The following is a 22,687-nucleotide window of genomic DNA, read 5'->3' on the forward strand; positions in this document are numbered from 1 at the left end:
GGCCCCGACGACATGACGCACGAAGCCACGGCCCTCGCGCCGCCCGAAGCATCGCCCAAGACCGCCCGGCACCCCGCACCCCGCCCGCCGCACACCCGCGGCGGCGGGCGCCGGGGCAGCCGTTGGACACCCTGGCTCTACCTCACCCCCGCCCTGCTCGTCCTGGCCGCGCTGCTGGTCTACCCGATCTACCAACTCGGCCTGATCTCCTTCCTCGAATACACCCAGGCCCAGGTCAGCGGCGGCGAACCCACCACGTTCAAGGGCCTCGGCAATTACCGGACCCTCTTCGCCGACCCGCAGTTCTGGCAGGTCCTGCTCGCGACCGTCGTCTTCGCCGCCGCGTGCGTGGTCACCACCCTCGCCGTCGGCTGCACGCTCGCCGTGCTGCTGACCCGGATCCGGGCGCTCCCCAGGCTCGCCCTCATGCTGGCGGCGCTCGGCGCGTGGGCCACCCCGGCCGTCACCGGGTCCACCGTCTGGGTCTTCCTCTTCGACCCGGACCACGGCCCGGTCAACCGGTTGCTCGGCCTAGGGGACTTCTCCTGGACGTACGGCCGCTTCAGCGCCTTCGCCCTCGTCCTCCTCGAAGTCGTCTGGTGCTCGTTCCCGTTCGTCATGGTCACCGTGTACGCGGGCATCAGGGCGATCCCTACCGAGGTGCTGGAGGCGGCCTCGCTGGACGGCGCCTCCCAGTGGCGGACCTGGCGCTCCGTCATCGCGCCGATGCTGCGACCCATCCTGATCGTCGTCACCATCCAGTCGATCATCTGGGACTTCAAGGTCTTCACCCAGATCTACGTGATGACCGCCGGTGGCGGCATCGCGGGCCAGAACCTCGTCCTCAACGTCTACGCCTACCAGAAGGCCTTCGCGTCCTCCCAGTACAGCCTGGGATCGGCGATCGGCGTGGTCATGCTGCTGATCCTGCTGGTCGTCACCCTCGTCTACCTACGCCTCATGCGACGGCAGGGAGAAGAACTGTGAGCCCCACCGGCACGCTCCCCACGCGCCCGGCCGCCCGACCGTCGCGGACGTCCCGGTTCGGGATCCGCCGCCCCTGGCGACTCGCGGCCGAGGCGTCCGCGCTGACCGTCGCCGTGGTCGTCGCGTTCCCGCTCTACTGGATGGTGCTCTCCGCCCTCAAGCCGGCGGGGGAGATCCAGTCGACCGAGGCCCGCCCGTGGACCCTCGCCCCGTCCCTGGACTCCTTCCGCCGCGTCTTCGAACAGCAGGAGTTCGGCCGCTACTTCGCGAACAGCCTGTTCGTCGCCGGCTCGGTGGTCCTCGCCTCCGCGCTGATCGCCTTCCTCGCGGCGACCGCCGTCACCCGTTTCCGATTCCGCTTCCGCACGACGCTGCTCATCATGTTCCTGGTCGCGCAGATGGTGCCGATCGAGGCCCTGACGATCCCGCTCTTCTTCCTGATGCGGGACACGGGACAGCTCAACACCCTCTGGTCGCTGATCCTGCCCCACATCGCGTTCTCCCTGCCGTTCGCGATCTGGATGCTGCGCGGCTTCGTGAAGGCGGTCCCCGAGGCGCTGGAGGAGGCGGCGTACATCGACGGCGCGAGCCGCACCCGCTTCCTCTGGCAGATCCTCTTCCCGCTGGTCTTCCCGGGACTCGTGGCGACGAGCGTGTTCTCCTTCATCTCCACCTGGAACGACTTCCTCTTCGCGAAGTCGTTCATCATCAGCGACACCTCCCAGTCGACCCTCCCCATGGCCCTGCTGGTGTTCTTCAAGCCGGACGAGAACGACTGGGGCGGCATCATGGCCGGCTCGACGGTCATGACCCTGCCGGTCCTGATCTTCTTCGTCCTGGTCCAACGCCGCCTGGTCTCGGGCCTCGGCGGCGCGGTGAAGGACTGACCCCCGGCACCCAACTCCACGGCCCCCTCCCGCCTCCACGGCGGGCGGGGGCGCTCTCGTGCGTGCGGGATCAGTCCAGAGGGAGTTCCTGGTGCGCGGCCACGATGGCGTCGATCCGGTGCGCCAAGTCGAAGTCCGAACGCGTCAGCCGGTTCCCCGCGTCGTGCGTGGTGATCGAGGCACGCAGGTGATCGATACGGAGGTCGAGATCGGCGTGATGCTGAATCCTCCGTGACCGGTCGGCGATCGTCACGATCGCAGCCACCGCGGCGTGGTAGCGGATCGCGTACGTTCGGGTGATCGCGTCGCCTTCCTGCACCCAACCGGGCAGGGCGGCCAAATGCTCGGCGATCTCCTCGTGTGTCATCGGCGTCGGCTCACCCATGTCATACCCCCTCGGTCACGGGCGCCAGGAGCTCGGCAAGGTCCCGGCCTACGGGCGCATCCTGCCACGGGCGCATGACCCGCTCCAGGGTGGCCGGTTCCCGGACCATTCGGGCGGAGCGGGTCGCGGCTGCGATCTCCGCCGCTTCCCGCGCGATCTCCAGTGCCTGCTCCGGTTCCCTGGCACCGGCCGCTGCGATGGCGTGCCGGGCCAGGTGGACCCCGCGGTCGCGGCGGGCGGTCGCAGGTACTTCGGCCAGGACTTGCGACCACAAGGATGCGGCTTCGCGGCCGAGACGGAGGCGTCCGTGGCAAGTGGCTCGCTGCACCTCCAAGTAGCCCGGCGTACGGCGGCGGGCGTTACCCCGGGGCAGGTCATCGTCAACCCGGGAGAGCAGGCCACTTGCGGTGTCGATGAGCTGGTCGACGGCGGTGCGGTCGCCGATGAGGCCGGCGCCGTGAGCCTGCTGCTGCATCGCCATGATGCGCACTTTCGGAAACAGGCGGTCGTCGTCGAGGGCAGCTTCGCACAGGTCGATGACGCCGTGTCCGTCGCCGAGGTCGGTGCGCACGTGGGCAAGGTTCACGAGGCTGTGGCCGATGAGGTGCGGGTCTCGTGACCTGGCTGCTATTTCCTGCGTGATCCCGCGCCGGAATGCGGCGGCGCCGAGGTCCCCCGCGTCTTGGTGGAGCCGGCCGACGAGGGCGGCGCAGGCGGCTCCGACGCGGAGGAGGCCGCGGCGAGTCTCGCCCTGCGCGGACCGAACGAGCTCGTCGATGAGTTGGTACTGGGCGGACACGGAGCCGATCAGGTCGTGCGGGCCGAGGAACATGTCGGCCAGGTCGTGCCACTCCAACTGCTGCTGGAAGTAGTCGATGAGCACGGGGTCGACGTGCTGCCGAGCGGTAGGTCCGGGCATGAGCGCGGGGGCGCATGTCCACTCCGCCCGTACCACCCTGCTCCGCCTGCCCCGGCAACCCGGTCCCGCCGTCCGCTCGGAGCTCCTCCCGGACGCCCGGTTCAACGACGTCCGCGCCACCGTCCTCGACAACAACGAGGGCATGGAACCCGAGATGGCCGGCCGTCTCGTCACCGAGGCCCTCAAGTTCGTCGCCGAGGCCGCCCTGTTCCCGATGGTTCGGATCGCCCCGACGCGCGAGGTCGACGAAGGCCGGCACGCGCTCATCCTCCACACTCACCTGTACGCGTCCCTGACGAGCCGCTTCGGCCGGATGGTGCACCCCTACCCGGAGCGCTCCGACCAGCCCCGGCCGCCCCGAACGGGCGCGTCCGACATGCCGCCGCCCCGACCGTCAGCGGACGGGCGGGGCGGCGCTGCTTCCGGAGGCCTCGTGGGCTGCCCCCGACCTGCTCAGGCGCTCTCGGCCTGGAACATCCAGTGGTGCTTTTCGAGGTCGCCCGTCAGGCCGATCAGGATGTCCTCGGTGACCGGGTCGGCGTCGCCCGTCGCCTTGATGCGCTCGCGCATGCGGGTGATGACCGCGCCCAGACCGTCCACGAGGACCTTCACGGCGTCGACGTCCTTCACCCAGCCCTCCTTCACCCCGGCGATCGCGCTGGTCGACGCCACCGTCGCGGCCCGGCCGTCGGGGGAGACCCCGAGGGCGGAGGCGCGCTCGGCGACGACGTCGGAGTGGGTGCGGGCGGAGGTGACGACCTCGTCGAGCTGGAGGTGGACCGAACGGAACCGCGGGCCCACGACGTTCCAGTGCACCTGCTTGGCGACGAGGGAGAGGTCGACGAGGTCCACCAGGGCGCCTTGCAGGGCGTCGCCCACGATCTTCAGGTCGGCGTCCTTGAGGGAGCTCTTCACGATGGCCACTGGGAATCTCCACTTCGCGATGTCGCCGACGGTGCGTCCGCCCGATCGGGGCGGCGGAGTCGACGAACACGGTGTCTCGGTCGAAACCTCGCCTACCCGCCCCAGTCGGGAGGAAACAGTCAAGAACCGGCCAGTCGACGCGCCCCGACGCACCCCCGGCTCCCCGCACGCCCGGGGCGCCGTACCGAACGGTCGGGACGGGGCGCACAATGACTGCCGACGCGCCGTGTCACCGACCGGCGCGAGGCGTCACCGACTCACCGACTCACCGACTACGGAAGGAACCACCACCATGGGCCGTACTCCCGCAGTGGGGGACATCGTGGGCGACTTCTCCCTGCCCGGAGGGGTCCTGCTCCAGGACCGGTTCGAACGCTCCGACTACGCACTGGCCGACCAGCGCGGCAAGCCCGTGGTCCTCGCCTTCTACCCCGGCGACAACACCCCCGTCTGCACGAGACAGCTGTGTTCCTACTCCGACGGCCTCGACGAGCTCCGGAAGTCCGGAGCGACGGTCTGGGGCATCAGCCCCCAGGGAGTCGACAGCCACGAGAGCTTCGCCCGCGAGCGCGACCTGCGCATTCCCCTGCTCGCGGACGAGGGGCGCACCGTGGCCCGCGCCTTCGGCATCGACGCCCCGCTGATCGGACTGCGCCGATCGGTGTTCATCGTCGCCCCCGACGGCCGTCTCCACTGGAAGCGCGTCGGCGCGGTGGGGGCGACCTTCCCGGCTCCCGACGTCCTCGCCCGGCAGCTCGCCGGCATCGGCTAGCCCGAGGAGGCGGGCACAGGTGTGCGGCGGCCCGCACCCGGCGCGGGCCGCCGCACACCTACGGAGGACTAGTCGTGACCGATGCCCCGGTCCCTACCAGTAGTGCTTGCGTCCACCGACGGCGTGGCCGAGGGAGCCGATGATCCACAGGATCGCGCCGACGACGAGGAGGATCACGCCGATGGTCCACAGGATGCTGATGCCGGTGACGAAGCCGATGATGAGCAGAATGAGGCCGATGACGATCATGTTGCCCTCCGATTTCTCTTGATGCTTCATCCGGGTGGTGGGCACGTCCGGAGCGGTCACGGAGGTGATCACGTGCTGCGCCTACCCGCTATCGGGCCCCGCACACCCCCGGATCCGGGCGTCCCCCGTCCGGCTCGTTCCCCTCAGTTCACCCACGCCCGCCAGGTGTCCTCGTTGCGCTCCACCCACTTCTTCGCCGCCTCGGCCGGAGCCATCTTCTCCTCGGCGATCATCAGCGACACCTCGTTCTGCTCCTCGACCGACCAGCGGAACTTCTTCAGGAACGAGGCGGCCTCGCCGCCCCGCTCCGCGAACCGCGTGTTCAGGTACTTCTGCAGCGGGGTGTGCGGGTAGGCGCAGGCGACCTTCTCCGGGTCGGCGTCGCAGCCCTCCTTGTACTCGGGCAGTTTCACCTCCGTCATCGGGACCCGCTCGAACAGCCACTGCGGCTTGTACCAGTAGGTGAGGAAGGGCTTGCGCTCCTTCGCGAACTGCTTGATCTGGGTGATCTGAGCGGCCTCGGAGCCGGCGAAGACCACCTCGAAGTCCAGCCCGAGGTTCTTCACCAACGCCTTGTCGTTCGTGACGTACGAGGGCGAGCCGTCCATCAGCTGCCCCTTGCCACGGCTCTCGGGCGTCCGGAGCTGGTCGGCGTACTTGTCGAGGTTCTTCCAGTCGGTGACGTCCGGATGTTCCTCGGCGAAGTACGTCGGCACGAACCAGCCGATGTGGCCGGTGACGCCGAGGTCACCGCCCGGGGTGATGGTCTTCTTGTCCTCGACGTACCGCTTCTCCTGCTCGGGGTGGCCCCAGTCCTCCAGGATCGCGTCGACCCGGCCCTGGCTGAGCGCGTCCCACGCCGGGACCTCGTCGACCTGGACGGTGTCCACGCGGTAGCCCAGCTCGTGTTCGAGCAGGTACGAGGCGACGGCGGTGTTCGCCTGCGCCCCGACCCACGACTGCACGGACAGGGTGACCGTCCTGGCGCCCTGGGCGGCCGCGTAGGGGGAGGCCTGACGGGTCATGTCGGCCGCGCCGCAGCCGGTGAGCACGGCGAGGGCCGTTCCCGCGGCGAACGCGGCGGCGGCCCGGCGGCCGCGGCGGCCCCGGAGGCCGGAGCGGCCCGTGTGGTCGATCTCGTTCATGTCAGGCCTCCTTCGCGGGCTGGGTGACGCGGTCGAGCATCAGACCGAGGCAGACGATCGCCGCGCCGGCGACCAGACCGGTCGCCAGGTCGCCCTGGGCGAGGCCGAGGACGACGTCGTAGCCGAGCGCGCCACCACCCACCAGGCCACCGATGATGACCACGGCGAGTACGAGGACCACCGCCTGGTTGACCGCCAGCAGCAACGCGGGCCGGGCCAACGGCAGCCGGACCTGCCACAACTGCTGCGAACCGGTCGCGCCCAGCGAGCGGGCGGACTCCACGGCGGCGGGGTTCACGTCGACCAGACCCTGGGTGGTGATGCGGACGACGGCGGGCAGCGCGTACACGACGGCGGCGGCCGCGGCCGGCGCCCGACCGACGCCGAACAGCGCGACGACCGGGATCAGGTAGACGAACTGCGGCATGGTCTGGCAGACGTCGAGCACCGGCCGCAGCAGCCGCTGCGCACGAGCACTGCGGGCGGCGCCGATGGCGATCGCGAAACCGAGCACGAGGGTGACGGCGACGGCCGCCAGCACCTGGGACAGGGTGTCGAGGGAGGGCTCCCACACCCCGAGGACACCGATCGCGGCGAGCGCGAGGACCGCGGTCAGCGCGGTCCGCCAAGTGCCGACGAGGACACCGATCGCCCCGGTCAGCAGCAGCAGCGCCCACCAGGGGGCGGCCTGCAGGCCACCGCGCAGCGGGTCGAGGATCCAGCCGGTGAAGCGGGCCGCCCAGTCGGCGGTGCCGCCGACCACGGGCACCCCGGAGTAGAGGTGGTCGGTCATCCAGGCGACCGCGCGGTTGACGGGCTCCGCGATCGGCACGGTCCAGGACCCGGGCCACAGCGTCGTTCCCGCCATGTGACCCACCACGGCGGCGGCGACGGCGGTGAGCACGGTGAGCAGGCGTCCGTACCAGCCCGCGAACACCCTGCGCAGCAGGGGCTGGTCCTCCGGGGGGACCGGAGTGCCGCCCAGGCGGCGGCCCGCCGCGTCGGCGGTGCGGTCGAGGACCACGGCGAGCAGCACGATGGGGATGCCGGCGGCGAGCGCGGCGCCGACGTCGACCGAGGCGAGCGCCTGGTAGACGCGGTCACCGAGACCGCCCGCACCGATCACCGAGGCGATGACGGCCATCGAAAGGGCCATCATGATGGCCTGGTTGACGCCGAGCAGGAGCTGTCCGCGGGCGAGTGGGAGCCGCGCGGTCAGCAGCCGCTGGCGTCCGGTCGCGCCGAGCGAGGTCGAGGCCTCCAGCACCCCGGCGTCCGCCCCGCGCAGGCCCAGGGCGGTGAGCCGGGCCATCGGCGGGGCCGCGTACACGACGGTCGCCAGGACCGCGGCGGGCACGCCGATGCCGAAGACCAGCACCATCGGCAGCAGGTACGCGAAGGCGGGCAGCACCTGCATGGTGTCCAGGACCGGCCGCAGCAGTCGGTCGGCGCGCGAGGACAGCCCGGCGGCGAGGCCGAGCACGGCGCCGACGACCACGGACACCGACACGGCGACGACCATCAGCGCGAGGGTCTGCATCGTCGGTACCCACATGCCCAGGAGCCCGCAGGCGGCGAAGGCCGCCACACAGGTCAGGGCGAGCCGTACGCCCGCCAGCCGCAGGGCGACGAGTCCGGCCAGCGCGGTGACGCCGGTCCAGCCCGCGGCGAGCAGGACGACGTACACCGCGCGCACGGAGATGACGACGGCGTTGCTGATGTGTCCGAAGAAGTAGAGGAAGAGCGGGTGGCCGTCGCGGTGGTCGACGATCCAGTCGCCGGCCCGGCCCAGCGGCCCGGAAAGGTCCACGGACAGCGCCGCGGGCCAGCTGCCGGAGCCGGGGAAGGCCATGGCGAGGGGGATCAGCACCAGCGCGGCGACTGCGAGGGGCAGGACCCTGCGGCCGGCGCGGTGGTGGAGCATCGCCCTGAGGCGGCTGCCGGGGAAGACGGCGGAGCCGGGTCGGGCGGGGCCCCGGTTCCCGTCCGGCTTCCCCGGACCGGCGGCGCGGTCCCGGCGGCCGGGTTCACGTACGGGTCTGGTCGTCGTGGTCATCCGCACCACCTCCCGGTGTCGGTGTCCGTGTCGGTGCGACGGGGTCGGCGCGTCATGCCGCCACCCCCCGTCCGGCCGGGGCCGGCAGGCCGGCCACCACCGCGAGCAGTGCGGCGTCGTCGACGACTCCCAGGCACCGGCCCCGGTCGACGACCCGCGCCGGTGCGCCGCTGCGGGCGACGGCCTCGATGGCCTCGGCGACCGTGGTCGTGGGAGCCAGCGCGACCCCCTGGGCGTCCTCGCCGGGCGCGGCGGGGCGCATCGCACCGCGCACGGTGAGCACCTGCTCGCGCGGCACGTCGCGGACGAAGTCCCGTACGTAGTCGTCGGCGGGCGATCCCACGATCTCCTCCGGCGTGCCGAGCTGCACGATCCGGCCGTCGCGCATCAGCGCGATCCGGTCGCCCAGGCGCAGCGCCTCCGCCAGGTCGTGGGTGATGAAGACCATGGTGCGGCCCTCCTCGTGGTGGAGCCGGGCCACCTCCTCCTGCATCTCGCGCCGGATCAGCGGGTCGAGTGCGCTGAACGGTTCGTCGAAGAGGAGCACCTCGGGGTCGGCGGCCAACGCGCGGGCGAGACCGACGCGCTGCTGCTGACCTCCGGACAACTGGCCGGGTCGGCGGGACTCCAGGCCTTCGAGCCCGACCTTGGCCACCATCTCGGCCGCCCGGGTACGCCGCTCCGCGCGGCTCATGCCCTGGATCTCCAGGCCGTAGGCGACGTTGTCGAGGACGGTGCGGTGGGGCAGCAGCCCGAAGTGCTGGAAGACCATGGCGGCCCGGTGACGGCGCAGTTCGCGCAACCGGCCCGTGTCCATGGCGAGTACGTCCTCGCCGTCGATGGAGAGCGATCCCGCCGTGGGCTCGATCAGCCGGGTCAGACAGCGTACGAGAGTGGACTTGCCCGAGCCGGACAGGCCCATGACGACGAACACCTCGCCCTTGCGGACGTCGAAGGTGACGTCGCGGACGGCGGCGGTGCAGCCGGTCCGCTCGCGCAGTTCCGCGGGGGACAGCGCGGCGTCCTCGGAGCCGGGGACCCGGGCCGCCTTCCGGTCGGGCCCGAACACCTTCCACAATCCCCGTACGCCGAACACGGGAGCGCCGGCGCCCTCGGGCGCGGTCGCGGCGCCGGGCGGGGCGGCGATGTCGGAACCGGCGATGATGCCGGAACCGTTGGTACTGCCGGGGCCGGTGGTGGTCACAGGACCTCACCGCCCAGCAGCTCGGCAGCTTTTTCGCCGACCATGAGTACTCCGATCATCGGGTTGACCGCGGGCATCGTCGGAAAGACGGAGGCGTCGGCGATGCGGATGCCGTCGAGGCCCCGGACCTTCAGGTCCGGCCCCACCACCGCCTCCTCGTCGTCCGCGGCGCCCATCCGGCAGGTGCCGGCCGGGTGGTAGACGGTGTGCGCGACCGAGCGGGCGTAGGCGCTCAGCGCCTCGTCGTCGGTGATCTCCGGTCCCGGGCACACCTCGCGGCGCAGCCAGCCGGCCAGCGGCTCGGTCGCGGCGATCCGGCGGGCCAGCTTGATGCCGTCCACCAGGGTCCGGCCGTCGTAGTCGTCCTCGTCCGTGAAGTAGCGGAAGTCGAGGGCCGGCTTGACCTCGGGGTCCGCGCTCGTCAGGTAGAGACGGCCGCGGCTGCGGGGCTTGGGGATGTTGGGCGTCAACGAGACGCCGTGCGCGGGGCGTTCGTAGCCCAGCCGCTCCGGGTTGTCGGTGAACGGGACCTGGTAGAAGTGGAACATCAGGTCGGGACCGGGGGAGTCGGGGTCGCGTCTCACGAACAGACCCGCGTCGCTGTCCATCGCGGAGTTCTCGGGTATCGGACCGTCCGTCTCCCACACGATCACCGACTCCGGGTGGTCGAGGAGGTTCTCGCCGACGCCGGGCAGGTCGTGGACCGGGGGGATCCCGAGGGCCTGGAGGTCCTCGCGGGGGCCTATGCCCGAGTGCAGCAGCAGCCGGGGCGTGTCGACGGCGCCCGCGCAGACGACCACCTCGCGCCGGGCGGTCACCAGCGACCGCCCGCCGTCCGCCGAACGGACGTGGACGCCGCGCACCCGCGTCCCGTCCAGCTCCAGGCGGTACGCCCAGGTCTCCAGCAGGATGCGCAGGTTGGGCCGCTCGTCCATGACCGGGTGGAGGTACGCCACCGAGGCCGAGGACCGCTTGTTGGTCTCCGGGTGGTAGGCGAGGTCGAAGAACCCGGCGCCCTCGTGGAACGGCTTGCGGTTGAACCCCTCGACGACCGGCACGCCCAGGGCCTCCTGGGCCGCGTCCACGAAGTCGCGGGCGATGGCGTTGCGGTCCGCCTCGGCGACCGGCACGACGTTGTTGAGGAGCCGGTCGAAGTACGGGTCCATGGCAGCGGCGTGCCAGCCCTCCGCGCCCGCCTCGGACCACTCGTCCCAGTCGGACGGGAGCGGCTTGAAGGCGATGAGGGTGTTGTGCGAGGAACAGCCGCCGAGGACGCGGGCCCGGCTGTGCCGGATGTGCGAGTTGCCGCGCGGCTGCTCGGTGGTGGGGTAGTCGTAGTCGAGCTCGCCGCCGAGCAGGCCCATCCAGCGGCGCAGCGTGAGCACGTCGGGGCGGTCGACGTCGCTCGGCCCGCCCTCGATGACGGCGACGGTGACGTCCGGGTCCTCGGTCAGCCGGGAGGCGATCACGGAACCGGCGGTGCCGCCGCCGACGATGACGTAGTCGTACTCCGTCACGGTCGGGGCGCCGTCGGACGCCGGCCGATCCTGATGGTGGGGGGTGGTGGTGCTCATGGCTTCTCCTGCCTCCTCAACCCGCGAACCAGCGCACGGGGCGCGGGGCGAGGTTCTGGTACACGTGCTTGGACTCGCGGTACTCGGCCAGGCCGGACGGTCCGAGCTCGCGCCCGGTGCCGGACTTCCCGAAGCCGCCCCATTCGGCCTGCGGGAGGTACGGGTGGAAGTCGTTGATCCAGACGGTGCCGTGCCGCATGCGGCCGGCGACCCGGCGGGCGCGGCCCGCGTCGGACGTCCAGACGCCGCCGGCGAGCCCGTACTCGGTGTCGTTGGCGAGGGCGACGGCCTCCTCCTCGCTCCGGAACGTCTCCACGGTCAGCACCGGGCCGAACACCTCCTCGCGCACGACCCGCATCCGGCGGTGGCATCGGTCGAGGACGGTGGGCCGGTAGAAGAAGCCGGGGCCGTCGGGGCGTGCGCCGCCGGCGCGCAGCACGGCGCCCTCGGCGAGCGCGTCCGCGACGTGGGACTCGGTGCGCTCCCGCTGCGTGGCCGAGACGAGGGGGCCGCACTCGATGTCCGGGTCGGTGCCGCGGCCGATGCGGATGCGATCCGCGCGGCGGGCGAGCTCGGCGACGAAGCGCTCGTGCACCGACTCCTCGACGATGAGGCGCGAGCCGGCCGAGCAGACCTGGCCGCTGTGGATGAACGCGGCGTTCAGGGCCTGGTCGACGGCGGTGTCGAAGCCCTCGTCGGTGGCGCAGGCGTCGGCGAAGACGACGTTGGGGTTCTTGCCGCCGAGTTCGAGGGCGACCTTCTTGACCGTTTCGGCCGCCGCGCGCATGACCTTCGTACCGCTGACGAGACCGCCGGTGAACGACACCAGGTCGACGTCGGGATGGGCGGACATGCGCGCGCCCACCGGGTCGCCCGCCCCGGTGACCAGGTTGGCCACCCCGTCGGGAAGTCCGGCCTCCGCGAGGAGCTCCATCAGGGCCACCGTGGTCAGCGGGGTGATCTCGCTCGGCTTGATGACGAAGCTGTTGCCCGCGGCCAGCGCCGGGGCTATCTTCCAACTCGCCTGGAGGAGCGGGTAGTTCCACGGAGTGATCAGGGCGCAGACCCCGACCGGCTCATGGACGACGACGCTGTGGATGTCGGGGTCACCGGCGTCCACGACCCGGCCCGCGTCCTCCCCGGCGACGAGGCCGGCGAAGTAGCGGAACGCGTCGATGACGCAGTCCACGTCCGCGCGGCCCTCTTCGAGGGTCTTGCCCGCGTCGAGGCTCTCCATGAGACCGATGCGGTCGCGGTCGCGCAGCAGCAGGTCCGCCGTGCGGTGCAGCAGCGCCGCCCGCTCGCGGGCCGGCACGGTGCGCCACGGGCCCAGGTCGAAGGCGTCGCGGGCCGCGCTCACCGCGGAGTCGACATCGGCGGCTCCGCCCTCGGCCACGACGGCGAGTACGGATCCGTCCGCCGGATCCAGAATCTCCCTGGTCGCTCCCGAGGCCGCGGACCGCCATGTCCCGGCTGTGTAGATGGTCTTTCGCTCCGACACGACGCGCTGTACCTCCGCTTGTGCCACCGCGGCGGACCCGCGGTGAGCTGGCAAGTACCTCGCTTGCCCCGAGCACCGCCGGTCATGTCCCAACCGTCACTCGAAGTGACGGGTGTCACTCTCGGCGATCGGTGGGGCGGGTCGGGGTGGGGCGGGTGCCGGCGGTGGCAGCCGGATGTGCGGCGGCCGGGCGCGGTCCGGGACGGAGCGGCGGGCGGCGGTCCCGGCCGGGGCGGAGGCGCGCCGGGTCAGCGCAGCGGTGCGCCTGCCTCCGTGAGCTGCATCTGCGGGCGCCCGCTGACCAGCAGCCATGCGGGCAGCAGTGCCACGCACAGGAGCGGCAGCAGTCCCGGGTCCGGGGCCAGGATCGCGGCGGTGAACAGGCTCACCCAGCCCTGCCGGGTGACGGCCAGCAGTACGCCGAGCACCGCGCAGGTCACCGCTACCGCCGGCTGTACCGACGGGACGAGGCCGGTGACCGCGAATCCGAGCGCCGCCCCCGTGAAGACGGACGGGAAGATCCGGCCGCCGCGGAAGCCCGACCCGCTGGCCACCAGGACGGCCGCCAGCTTCACCACGGTCATCAGGATCAGCGCACCGACGGAGTACGCGGCCGGGTCGGCGGCCAGCTCGCCCATCTCCTCCAGCCCCTTGAACAGGGTCAGCCGCCCTCCGATCGCCGCGAGCAGGCCCAGCGCCACGCCGCCCAGGGTGAGCGAGAGCACGGGGTGCGGCAGCAGGTGGAAGACGCGGTGGACGTACGGGAACGCGTAGACGGCCGCCATCGCGATGACGGCGGCGACCGAGGAGATCAGCAGCGCCCCGAGGAGGTCCTCCCAGCCCGGACTGTTGAACGGCGGCAAGGGCAGCCCGAAGACGGGAGCCTCGGTCAATCTGCTGGTCAGCGCACCCGCGCCGGCGGCGATCAGCGGGGCGAAGAGCTGGTCCCACAACGTGGGCGGCTTCCCGCCCGGCACCGCCGGCGGTTGCCGCGGCCCCGACACCATCGACTCCGTGAGGACCAGTACGGCCGCCACCGGGGTTCCGAACAGCGCTCCGACCGTTCCCGCGGCGCCCAGCCCCACCCACAGCTGCGGGGTGCCCGCCGGCATGTACTTGCGGCCCAGCCAGAAGGCGAGGGCGATGTTGGCCGCGGTGATCGGGTTCTCCGGGCCGAGGCTGACCCCGCCGGCCAGCGCCAGCGCGGTCGCCAGCAGCAGGCCGGGGATCACCGCGGGCGGCAGCGGGGGATCGACCAACCCGGTGGTCGCCGGATCCGGCCCCGCGTGGCCGGGGAACTTCCACACGACGAGCCCGACCGCCAGGCCGGTCGCCGTCAGGACGGCCAGCATCCACCCGATGGACCAGCGGCCCACCCCGATCGCGTCCGGGAGGGTCTCCCACAGGACGTTCTTCAGCAGGTCGGCCAGCTCGCTCACGCCGGTCAGCAGCAGGCTGGAGCCCACGCCGACCACGAGGGCGGGCAGGACCAGCGGGAGCAGGGCCCGGGCGGGGGAGGTCGGCGGGGGAGCGGCGGACGGTGCGGGGGCGGTCACCGGATCAACGTAACGGGCAATTGCCTCGAAACCTGTCACATCGGATCCCTGTGGTGGGTTCCGTCCCGGGACGGCCGCAGCGGCGTCAGGAGGACCGCGTCATGCGCAGCCGCAGGGTGTCGTAGACCGGTGCGCTCCCCAACCGGTCGGCGGCCAGCGTCGCGGCGAAACACGCCGCGAGCAGCGGAACGAGCAGCGAGGTCGCCCCCGTCATCTCGACCACGAGCACCACACCGGTCAGGGGCGCGCGCACCACCGCGGCGAACAGCGCCGCCATCCCGACGGCCGCGAACGCCGCCGCTCCCGTCCCGCCCGGCAGCACGGGAGCCGCGAGACCCTGTACGAGGGCTCCCCACAGGGCGCCGAGCGCCAGCAGCGGGGCGAACAGGCCACCCGGCGCGCCGGCCGCGTAGCTGAGCGGCCCGGCCACGAAGCGCACCACCAGGTACCCCGCCAGCACGGTGACCACCGGCACCTCGCCGTTCACCAGCAGCCCGCTGAGCTGCTCCCCGCCGCCGCCGAGCGACGGGTCGACACCCAGCAGCAGGCCCACGACGGCCCCGATGACGGCAGCCCGTGCCACGGGCCCGATCCGGGTGACGCCGTCGCAGAAGGACAGGGCGCCGACCACCAGTCGGCTGTACCCGACCCCCAGCACGCCGGTGGCCGCGCCCAGCAGCAGGAAGACCGGCAGCAGCCCCAAGGGAGGCGCCGCCGGGTCGGGCATCGCGAAGACGGGCCGGTCGCCCAGCATCAGTTGCGCGCAGCCGACGGCGGTGGCGGTACCGATGAGGGTGAGCAGGACCAGGCGGGCCCCGACCTTCCTCGTCACCTCCTCCAGGACGAACACCACTCCGCCGAGCGGGGCGGTGAACGCCACCGCGAGCCCGGCCCCGGCCAGTGAGGTGTGCAGCAGGGTGACGTCCCGCCCGCTCATCCGCGCACGGCGCCCCGCCTCGGTGCCGATCGCGGCCCCCATGTGCACCGTCGGCCCCTCCCTGCCGAGGAGGAGGCCCGAGCCCATGGCGATCACGCCGCCCACGAACTTGGCCGGCAGGAGCGGCAGCAGGCGGGGCGGCTCCCGTTCCCCGCGCCACACGGCCTCGACGTCCTGGATGCCGCTCCCGGCGGCGGCCGGAACCCGCCGGGCGATCGCGCAGGCGACGGCGGCGCCCACCGCCGCGAGGGCGACCGGCACCAGCGGTCGGGCGACGCCGAGCTGCTGCGAGGCGTCCAGCAGCGAGCCGCGCAGCTCGTCGGCCCGCTCCAGGCACCAGCGGAAGCTCCCGCCGACCAGTCCGACGACGCACCCGGCGAGGGCCCCCACCAGGTAGAGGGTCGGTCCGCCGCGCGGAGCACCGGGCATGCGTGGACCTCCGCCCAGCCGTGGTTCACGTCCCGTCCGAGAGTGAACCGCGTCCGTCGCACCGCCCCGGACATCGCGACGGCCGCGCCGAAACCGCCCCCGACTGGGCCAACCGTCGGGCGGCGTGCCCGCCGGTGGTGGGGATGAGCCCGGTTCTCACCGAGAAGCGTGATAGGTCAGGTATCCACGCAAACGTTCCTGCGTGGCCGCGGCGAACGAGGTCACGCGTGAAAGGGGACCTCGTTGTCGAAAGAGCCACCGGCCGCCCCCCGTTCCCGTACGGACACGGTGGTCTTCGGCGTCACGGCGGTCCTGACGCTCGCCTTCGTGCTCTGGGGCGCGCTGGCCACCGACTCGCTGGAAAGCGTGTCGAGCAGCCTGCTGAAGGGGCTGATCCACAACGGCGGCTGGGCCTTCATGCTCGCCGCCAGCGGTTTCGTCGTGTTCGCGCTGTGGCTGGCCATCAGCCGCTACGGCCGGATCAGCCTCGGCCGCGAGGGCGAGGCGCCCGAGTTCCGCACGGTGTCCTGGGTCGCGATGATGTTCAGCGCCGGCATGGGCATCGGGCTGATGTTCTACGGCGTGAGCGAGCCGCTGGCCCACTACGACAAGCCCCCGCCCGGCACCCACCCCGTCGACTCCGCCGAACGCATGCAGACGGCGATGGCGACCACCCTCTTCCACTGGACGCTCCACCCCTGGGCGATCTACGCCGTCGTCGGCCTCGCCATCGCCTACAGCACCTTCCGGCGCGGACGCCGCCAGACGATCAGCGCCGTCTTCGAGCCCCTCATCGGCGAACGGCACGCCCACGGCGCGCCGGGCCGCGTGATCGACATCCTGGCCATCTTCGCCACCCTCTTCGGCTCCGCCGCCTCACTGGGCCTGGGCGCCCTGCAGATCGGCAGCGGGTTCCGGGAACTGGGGTGGATGGACAAGGTCAGCACCGGGCTCCTCGTCGGCGTCATCGCCGTGCTCACCGTCGCCTTCGTGGCCTCCGCCGTCTCCGGCGTCGAGCGCGGCATCCAGTGGCTGTCGAACATCAACATGGTCCTCGCCCTCGTGCTGGCCGTCTTCGTGTTCGTCGCAGGTCCGACGATCATCGTGCTCGACCTGCTCCCCACCTCGCTGGGCGCCTACCTGGGCGACCTGCCGCAGCTCATCGGCCGCACCGAGGCCACCGGGGCCGGCGAGGTCGCCACCTGGCTGGGCAGTTGGACGGTCTTCTACTGGGCTTGGTGGATCTCCTGGACTCCGTTCGTCGGCATGTTCATCGCCCGCATCAGCCGCGGCCGCACGATCCGTCAGTTCATCGGCGGGGTCATCCTCGTCCCGAGCACCGTCAGCCTGGTGTGGTTCGCCATCTTCGGCGGGACGGCGATGAAGCTCCAGGAAGGCGGCCGGCTCGGTGGCGAGAGCACGCCCGAGGGTCAACTGTTCGGCTTGCTCCAGCAGTTCCCCATCCCGACCGTGATGAGCCTGTTGGTGATGGTCCTCGTCGGCATCTTCTTCGTGTCGGGTGCGGACGCCGCCTCCATCGTGATGGGCACGCTCTCGCAGAAGGGCACGTTCGAGCCGTCCCGGCTCGTCGTCGTCTTCTGGGGCGTGGTCACCGGTGCCGTCGCGGCCGTCATGCTGCTCATCGGCAACGGCAAGGGGGACGCGCTCGCCGGACTGCAGAACCTGACGATCCTCGTGGCGGCCCCCTTCACCGTGGTGATGATCGGCATGTGCGTGGCCCTCATGCGCGACCTGCGCAGGGACCCGCTGATCGTCCGGGGCGAGATGGGCGAGGAGGCCGTCGCGCAGGCGGTGGTCGCCGGTCACGAGGAGTACGACGGCGACTTCGAGCTCCGCATCGGTCCCGGCACCGGCCCCGAACCGGACGCCGGCCGGCCGTCCCCGTTGGAGGACACCCCGTGACGACCGCCCGGCACCCCGGCCCGCCGGGGTGCCGGGCCCTCAGTCGACCGGGCCCCCGGGCGGCGTCGTCATGCGTCGTACGGACTCCACCACGGCTTCGCGGTGGCGGGCCAGGCGCTCCGGGGGCCACCCCGTGTCCGTGCCCCCGGCCGCCGGTCCGCCCAGCGCGCCGAACCAGGCCTGGGACAGGCCCATGACCAGCACGAGGAGGTCGACGGGGTCGATCGCCGGATCGACGTACCCGGCCCGCTGGGCCCGCTCCACCACACCGATCTTGGCGGTGTAGGACTCGGCCTCCGCGGGCGTGGAGCCCGGCCGCTCCAACTGTTTCCACAACACCAGGCGCATCAGGTCGGGCCGCTCGACCAGGTGGTCGAAGACCGCCCCCGCGTATCCCGGCAGGTCCTCCGCATCGAAGGGGACGGACTCCGAGCCCGCCTCCAGCGCGCGCTGGAGCACGACGTCGAAGAGCTGCTCCTTGTTGCCGAAGTAGACGTAGATGAGCCGCTTGTTCGCCTGGGCCGCCTCGGCGATCCGGTCCACCCGCGCCCCGGCGATGCCGTGCGTCGCGAACTCGGAGAAGGCCGCGTCGAGCAGCCGTGCCTTGGTTGCGCTGGAGTCCCGTGCCATACCGGCAGCCTAGCAAGTAACTATCCAGTTATTGACATGCGGCGTTCTCTGCGTGCATGCTCTACCTATCCAGTTAGTTACTTTCGTTTTCACCCACCGGCCGACCGGACACCACCGGACGGCACCGGGCACCCCGAGGAGAATCACCATGGACATGCGCGCACTGGGCGGCCAGGGCCTGAAGGTCGGCGCCGAGGGACTCGGCCTGATGGGGATGAGCGCCCACTACGGCGCGACCGACGACGCCGAGTCGCTCGCCACCATCGACCGGGCCCTGGAACTGGGCGTGACCCTGCTGGACACCGCGGAGGGCTACGGCCCCTTCCGTAACGAGCAGCTGCTCGGCAGGGCCCTAGCCGGCCGCCGCGAGTCCGCCGTCGTCGCCACGAAGACGGGCATCGAGTTCACCGACGAGGGTGACTTCCGCGGCCACAACGCCACCCCGGAGTACATCCGCCGGTCCGCGGACCGGTCGCTGCGCCACCTGGGCACCGACCACATCGACCTCCACTACCTCCACCGCATCGACCCGCAGGTCCCCGTGGAGGAGAGCGTCGGCGCCATGGCGGAGCTCGTCGCGGCCGGCAAGGTGCGCCACATCGGCCTGTGCGAGGCCGCGCCCGCCACCATCCGACGGGCGCACGCCGTGCACCCGCTGGCCGCCGTGCAGACGGAGTACAGCCTCTTCGAGCGCGGCATCGAGCAGGACGGCGTCCGCGCCGTCCTCGACGAACTCGGGATCGGCCTCGTCGCCTACTCACCGCTCGGACGCGGCTTCCTCTCCGGCGCCATCACCACCCCCGACGACTTCGCGGCCGACGACTTCCGCCGCACGGACCCCCGGTTCCAGGGCGAGAACTTCGACCGGAACCTCGCCGTAGTCGACCTGCTCCGCATCCTCGCCGCCGAGAAGGGCGTCACCCCCTCCCAGCTCGCCCTCGCCTGGACGCTGCGCCGGGGCGCGGTTCCGATCCCGGGCACCAAGCGCCGCCGCTACCTGGAGGAGAACGTCGCCGCCACCGCGGTGGAGCTCTCCGACGAGGAGCTCGCCCGCATCGACGCGGTGGCCCCGCTGGGTGTGGCCTCGGGCGACCGCTACGCGCCCGAGCTCATGAAGGGCCTGAACGGCTGATCGAACCCGGGCGGGCGCGATACGGCCGATCAGGGGCCCCGGTGGCACTCCTTAGGGGGAAAGCGCCCTCGCGGGGCGGTGGTCGGCACCCGATGCTGCCGAAGAGAGGGGGACGGCCTCGACCCGGGGCCGTGCGGCGCGCAGGCGCGTCGCTGCGGCAGTTGCGAGGAGAAGTACGCGTGATGCGAGTGTGGAAGAGTGCGGGTCTTGCCCTGGCGGTCGGCCTGGCGGTCATGGGCGGCGCGTCCGCGGCGTCGGCCGACGCCAACGCCGAGGGGTTCGCCTTCGGCTCGCCGGGCGTTCTGTCGGGCAACCTGATCCAGGTTCCGGTCCACGTGCCGATCAACGTCTGCGGCAACAGCGTGAACGTGGTCGGTCTCCTGAACCCGGCTCTCGGGAACGTCTGCTACAACGACTGATTCCCCCGGCCCCGGTTCCTCCCGTCCGCCCCGTCCGGGCGGCTCCGGGAGGGGCCGGGGCCTCCGTGTGTCGTCCTTCCGTCAACCGGCCCGACCGTAGCGAACGTTATTGCTCCAAATGCGTTCCAGCCTCACGCGGGTGCCCGGGCGGGGGGCGTGCCAGATCTTGTCGTGGCCGGCGTAAATGCCCACGTGTTCCATGGTCGAGCCCTGCGGGAAGAACACAAGATCACCCAATGCGCGTTTGTCGCGGGATACGTGGGAAGTGTGCTCGTACTGCTGATCGGCGGTGCGGGGGAGCTGTTTCCCGACTTTACGGAACGAATACAGCGTCAGTCCCGAGCAGTCGAACCTTTTCGGTCCCATGGCGCCGCGCGCATAAGGGGAACCTTCCTTCGAGGCCGCCACGGCCACTGCTTTGGCGCCGTACGGCGTGGCCGCTTCCGCCGGTGATACCGGGCCGGCCAGCGTGCCCGCGGTCAGCAGGCAGAGAAGCAGAAAAAGGCGAGGGGGACGGAATCCGGCGGTGCGACGGATAACTCGGAGAGCCTCTCGGGCTTTATGGGAGTCATTCCTGCAGACGGACATCGTGATACCTCCGCATTCGGGTGGACTTGAGGTCGGTCGGATACCTGTGAAGGTCCTGCTTTCTCGGATGTGATTCCCGGGTCGCAACGGCGGACAGTTTTCTCCGAAGCCGCCCGAAATTCAGGTCCGGACATGGGTACAGATGTATCGGTTCTGTAACGGATTCGCGAACATATGGTGATATGTCTGGTGGTGGCCGGCCTTCGAGGGCCCTCCGGCGCCGCTTCCCCGCGGGAAAACGCGGCCACGAAATGCCGCGCCGTGCCCGATCCCGCATCCTGCTCGTGGGCGCGCGACCGCAGGCCAAGGGCGCGCGTTCCCCCGGAAGGAGCCGTCACCGTGCCCGGAACGCGCCTCTCGCCGCGTCGCTTCGCCGTGCCGGGCTGGATGCGCACGTACGTGCCGTTCCTCGGCCGGGTCCTGGAACAGCTCGCACGGATCCACGTACTCGACTGCGCCACCCGTTTGGCCGCACAGGCCTTCCTCGGGGCGATCCCCGCGCTCTTCGTGGTCGGCGCGCTCGCCCCCGAGTGGATGCGCCAGGAGCTCATCAGGACGATCAGCACCACCCTGGGCATGACCGACGCGGCCCTCGACCAGGTCCGCGCGGTGTACGCCGCCGGCGACACGGCAGTCGTCGCCGGCAGCGGCGCCATGGGCGTGTTCGTGACCCTGTTGTCCGCCACCGCCTGCAGCCGCGCCCTCCAGACGACCTGCGAACGGTCCTGGCACCTGCCGAAGGCCGGAGCACGGCTCGCCGCCTGGCGATGGGTCGCCTGGCTGGGCGTGTGGATGACCGCACTGCTCTTCCAAGGACCGGTCCAGGACGCGTTCGGCGCCGGCCGGGTCGTCGGCGCGTTCGTCTCCCTGATCAGCGGCACGCTGCTGTGGTGGTGGACCCAGCACCTGCTGCTCGGCGCCCGGGTGCCGTGGTTGCCGCTGCTGCCCGGCGCGGTCCTCGTCGCCGCGGGGGCGCAGGCCGTCACGCTCGGGTCGCGGTACTACATGCCGCGCGCCGTCGACCGAAGCCTGGAGCAGTTCGGCGGGCTGGGCCTCGTCTTCGTCGTGCTGTCCTGGCTGATCGGGTTCTTCGTCGTCGTCACCGTCGGCATCGCCCTGGGCTACGTACTGGCCCACGAGCGGCGGGCCGCACACCGGCTCGGCACACCGGAGGACCCCCGGGGTGGGGCCGGGCCGGTGCCCGGCCCCACCCCGGGGGTCCGATGATCACGGAACGGGTCAGTGCTTTCGGTGCCGGAAGATGTCCTTCATCTTCTCCTTCGCCTGACGGACGTCACCCTTCGTCCGCTCGCCGCGGCCCTCGGCGGCCATCCGGTCGTCGCCCACCGCGCGACCCGCCGCCTCCTTGAGCCTGCCCACGGCCTGCTCGGCCTTGGCCCGGTGCTTCTCGTTCTCCGGCACAGCTGATCACTCCCTCGGGTCGGACGGGAACACGTACCCCTCGTGTGGCCCGGATCCCGAACCGCAAACGCCGGCACCGGACGGGCGCGGATGTGATCAGCGGGTGGCCGAAATATGATGAGGGCTGTCTCGCGTCAGAACCCTGAAGGCGGACGTACCCCGGAGGGTCCATGGCCTCCCATCGGTCCCCGCGGTCGGCGACCGCCGACGATTTGCTGACGAGGCTCGGAAGGCTGACGGCCCAGGCCCGGGAAGGCGCCGAGCTCCAGCAGGCCCGGGTGGAACTGGCCGAGGCCCTCCAGCGGGAGATCCTCCCCGCTTCCCTCCCGACCGTCCCCGGACTGCGCACAGCCGCCCGGTACACGCCCGCCCGCCACGGCCTGAGCATCGGCGGTGACTGGTACGACGGCTTCGCGCTCCCCGGGGGAGCCCTCGGCTTCTCCATCGGCGACGTGGAGGGCCACGACGTGGAGGCGGCCGCCTTCATGGGGCAGGTCCGCATCGCCGTCCGCGCGGTGGCCGCGGCCGCCGCCGATCCGGGCGAGGTGCTCAGCCGGGCCAATGACCTGCTGCTCTCGGTGGACTGCGACCTCTTCGCGACCTGTACCTTCCTCCGGTTCGACCCCGTCACCTGGGAGATCCAGACGGCCCGCGCCGGCCACGTCCCCGGAGTGTGGGCCACCGTCGACGGCCTGTCCGGAGTCGTGGAGGACGCCGGCGGCACCCCGCTCGGCATGCTGCCCGGCGCCGAGTACCCCGTGACCCGGCGCCGGCTGACCACGGCTGGCTCGTACGTCCTGGTCACCGACGGGGTCGTGGAAGGACCGTCGTTCCCGATGGAGGCGGGCCTGGCACGGGTGGCCGCCGCCGCGCGGGCCGCCGCCGGCGCGGAACCGGGTGAGTTGGCCGCCGAGGTGATGAAGGTCGCCGATTCGACGGGCCACGAGGACGACGCCGCCGTCCTGGTCCTGCGTCACGACGCCTCCGGCGCCGGACCGGGTGACAGCCGCGACCCCTGACGCGTGTCACGCCCCGCCGCCGGGGCCGG

22 protein-coding genes are annotated in these 22,687 nt (G+C 71.8%); 8 read left to right on the forward strand and 14 right to left on the reverse strand.

From position 1 onward, the window contains the following. Window positions 1-12 precede the first annotated feature (12 nt). Window positions 13-987, forward strand: coding sequence for a carbohydrate ABC transporter permease (locus ACZ58N_RS15525; protein WP_471159330.1), 975 nt, complete (start codon window positions 13-15; stop codon window positions 985-987). 62 nt (window positions 988-1,049) lie between these two features. Then, window positions 1,050-1,874 carry a carbohydrate ABC transporter permease gene (locus ACZ58N_RS15530; protein WP_471160103.1) on the forward strand — a complete coding sequence of 275 codons (825 nt, stop codon included), beginning with the start codon at window positions 1,050-1,052 and terminating at the stop codon, window positions 1,872-1,874. Window positions 1,875-1,944: 70 nt separating this feature from the next. On the opposite strand, the gene ACZ58N_RS15535 is transcribed toward ACZ58N_RS15530, so the two are convergent. The 3 genes from ACZ58N_RS15535 to ACZ58N_RS15545 all read right to left on the reverse strand — a co-directional run bounded on the left by ACZ58N_RS15535 (window position 1,945) and on the right by ACZ58N_RS15545 (window position 4,102). After that, window positions 1,945-2,259 carry a 4a-hydroxytetrahydrobiopterin dehydratase gene (locus ACZ58N_RS15535; RefSeq protein ID WP_471159332.1) on the reverse strand — a complete coding sequence of 105 codons (315 nt, stop codon included), beginning with the start codon at window positions 2,257-2,259 and terminating at the stop codon, window positions 1,945-1,947. Between the two features lies 1 nt (window position 2,260). After that, window positions 2,261-3,178, reverse strand: a complete 918-nt coding sequence (locus tag ACZ58N_RS15540; RefSeq protein WP_471159334.1) for a Twin-arginine translocation pathway signal — start codon at window positions 3,176-3,178, stop codon at window positions 2,261-2,263. A gap of 453 nt (window positions 3,179-3,631) precedes the next feature. Then, window positions 3,632-4,102, reverse strand: coding sequence for a Dps family protein (locus ACZ58N_RS15545; protein WP_471159336.1), 471 nt, complete (start codon window positions 4,100-4,102; stop codon window positions 3,632-3,634). 292 nt (window positions 4,103-4,394) lie between these two features. Between ACZ58N_RS15545 and ACZ58N_RS15550 the strand changes: the two genes are divergently transcribed. After that, window positions 4,395-4,874: a peroxiredoxin gene (locus tag ACZ58N_RS15550; RefSeq protein ID WP_471159338.1), complete on the forward strand. Its 480-nt coding sequence runs from the start codon at window positions 4,395-4,397 to the stop codon at window positions 4,872-4,874. A 93-nt stretch (window positions 4,875-4,967) separates the two neighbouring features. Here ACZ58N_RS15550 and ACZ58N_RS15555 read toward each other — a convergent pair whose 3' ends face one another. The 8 genes from ACZ58N_RS15555 to ACZ58N_RS15590 all read right to left on the reverse strand — a co-directional run bounded on the left by ACZ58N_RS15555 (window position 4,968) and on the right by ACZ58N_RS15590 (window position 15,525). Then, on the reverse strand, window positions 4,968-5,123 hold the full coding sequence (locus ACZ58N_RS15555; protein WP_471160106.1) for a DUF6131 family protein: 156 nt from the start codon (window positions 5,121-5,123) through the stop codon (window positions 4,968-4,970). 143 nt (window positions 5,124-5,266) lie between these two features. Continuing rightward, window positions 5,267-6,268 (reverse strand): ABC transporter substrate-binding protein, encoded by a 1,002-nt coding sequence (locus ACZ58N_RS15560; protein WP_471159340.1) that lies wholly within the window; start codon window positions 6,266-6,268, stop codon window positions 5,267-5,269. Between the two features lies 1 nt (window position 6,269). After that, entirely contained in the window at window positions 6,270-8,324 is a 2,055-nt protein-coding gene (locus ACZ58N_RS15565; protein ID WP_471159342.1) for an ABC transporter permease subunit, read from the reverse strand. Window positions 8,325-8,376: 52 nt separating this feature from the next. Then, window positions 8,377-9,486, reverse strand: a complete 1,110-nt coding sequence (locus tag ACZ58N_RS15570) for a quaternary amine ABC transporter ATP-binding protein (RefSeq protein WP_471160109.1) — start codon at window positions 9,484-9,486, stop codon at window positions 8,377-8,379. 38 nt (window positions 9,487-9,524) lie between these two features. Continuing rightward, a complete protein-coding gene (locus ACZ58N_RS15575) occupies window positions 9,525-11,102 on the reverse strand; it encodes a GMC family oxidoreductase (RefSeq protein WP_471159344.1) in 1,578 nt (525 codons plus the stop codon). Between the two features lie 16 nt (window positions 11,103-11,118). Then, the gene (locus tag ACZ58N_RS15580; protein WP_471159346.1) at window positions 11,119-12,603 is read right to left on the reverse strand and encodes an aldehyde dehydrogenase family protein; all 1,485 of its coding nucleotides are present in this window, start codon (window positions 12,601-12,603) and stop codon (window positions 11,119-11,121) included. Between the two features lie 248 nt (window positions 12,604-12,851). Next, window positions 12,852-14,159, reverse strand: coding sequence for an ion channel protein (locus ACZ58N_RS15585; protein ID WP_471159348.1), 1,308 nt, complete (start codon window positions 14,157-14,159; stop codon window positions 12,852-12,854). A gap of 85 nt (window positions 14,160-14,244) precedes the next feature. Then, window positions 14,245-15,525, reverse strand: a complete 1,281-nt coding sequence (locus tag ACZ58N_RS15590; RefSeq protein WP_471159350.1) for a chloride channel protein — start codon at window positions 15,523-15,525, stop codon at window positions 14,245-14,247. Between the two features lie 243 nt (window positions 15,526-15,768). On the opposite strand from ACZ58N_RS15590, the gene ACZ58N_RS15595 reads away from it, so the two are divergent. Then, complete coding sequence (locus ACZ58N_RS15595) at window positions 15,769-17,448, forward strand: BCCT family transporter (RefSeq protein WP_471159352.1); 1,680 nt, start codon at window positions 15,769-15,771, stop codon at window positions 17,446-17,448. A gap of 39 nt (window positions 17,449-17,487) precedes the next feature. Here ACZ58N_RS15595 and ACZ58N_RS15600 read toward each other — a convergent pair whose 3' ends face one another. After that, on the reverse strand, window positions 17,488-18,078 hold the full coding sequence (locus ACZ58N_RS15600) for a TetR/AcrR family transcriptional regulator (RefSeq protein ID WP_471159354.1): 591 nt from the start codon (window positions 18,076-18,078) through the stop codon (window positions 17,488-17,490). A 148-nt stretch (window positions 18,079-18,226) separates the two neighbouring features. Between ACZ58N_RS15600 and ACZ58N_RS15605 the strand changes: the two genes are divergently transcribed. Further along, window positions 18,227-19,210: an aldo/keto reductase gene (locus tag ACZ58N_RS15605; RefSeq protein ID WP_471159356.1), complete on the forward strand. Its 984-nt coding sequence runs from the start codon at window positions 18,227-18,229 to the stop codon at window positions 19,208-19,210. A 182-nt stretch (window positions 19,211-19,392) separates the two neighbouring features. Continuing rightward, window positions 19,393-19,629 (forward strand): chaplin, encoded by a 237-nt coding sequence (locus ACZ58N_RS15610; protein WP_471159358.1) that lies wholly within the window; start codon window positions 19,393-19,395, stop codon window positions 19,627-19,629. A gap of 81 nt (window positions 19,630-19,710) precedes the next feature. Here the strand turns inward: ACZ58N_RS15610 and ACZ58N_RS15615 are convergent, their stop codons facing one another. After that, complete coding sequence (locus ACZ58N_RS15615) at window positions 19,711-20,217, reverse strand: C40 family peptidase (protein WP_471159360.1); 507 nt, start codon at window positions 20,215-20,217, stop codon at window positions 19,711-19,713. A gap of 339 nt (window positions 20,218-20,556) precedes the next feature. Here ACZ58N_RS15615 and ACZ58N_RS15620 point away from each other — a divergent pair, with 339 nt between their 5' ends. After that, window positions 20,557-21,444 (forward strand): YhjD/YihY/BrkB family envelope integrity protein, encoded by an 888-nt coding sequence (locus ACZ58N_RS15620; RefSeq protein WP_471159363.1) that lies wholly within the window; start codon window positions 20,557-20,559, stop codon window positions 21,442-21,444. 12 nt (window positions 21,445-21,456) lie between these two features. Here ACZ58N_RS15620 and ACZ58N_RS15625 read toward each other — a convergent pair whose 3' ends face one another. Further along, window positions 21,457-21,639 (reverse strand): CsbD family protein, encoded by a 183-nt coding sequence (locus ACZ58N_RS15625; protein WP_471159365.1) that lies wholly within the window; start codon window positions 21,637-21,639, stop codon window positions 21,457-21,459. Window positions 21,640-21,809: 170 nt separating this feature from the next. Between ACZ58N_RS15625 and ACZ58N_RS15630 the strand changes: the two genes are divergently transcribed. Next, window positions 21,810-22,658, forward strand: coding sequence for a PP2C family protein-serine/threonine phosphatase (locus tag ACZ58N_RS15630; RefSeq protein WP_471159367.1), 849 nt, complete (start codon window positions 21,810-21,812; stop codon window positions 22,656-22,658). Window positions 22,659-22,687: the final 29 nt, after the last annotated feature.

This window comes from Streptomyces sp. NPDC040432 (assembly GCF_055595445.1).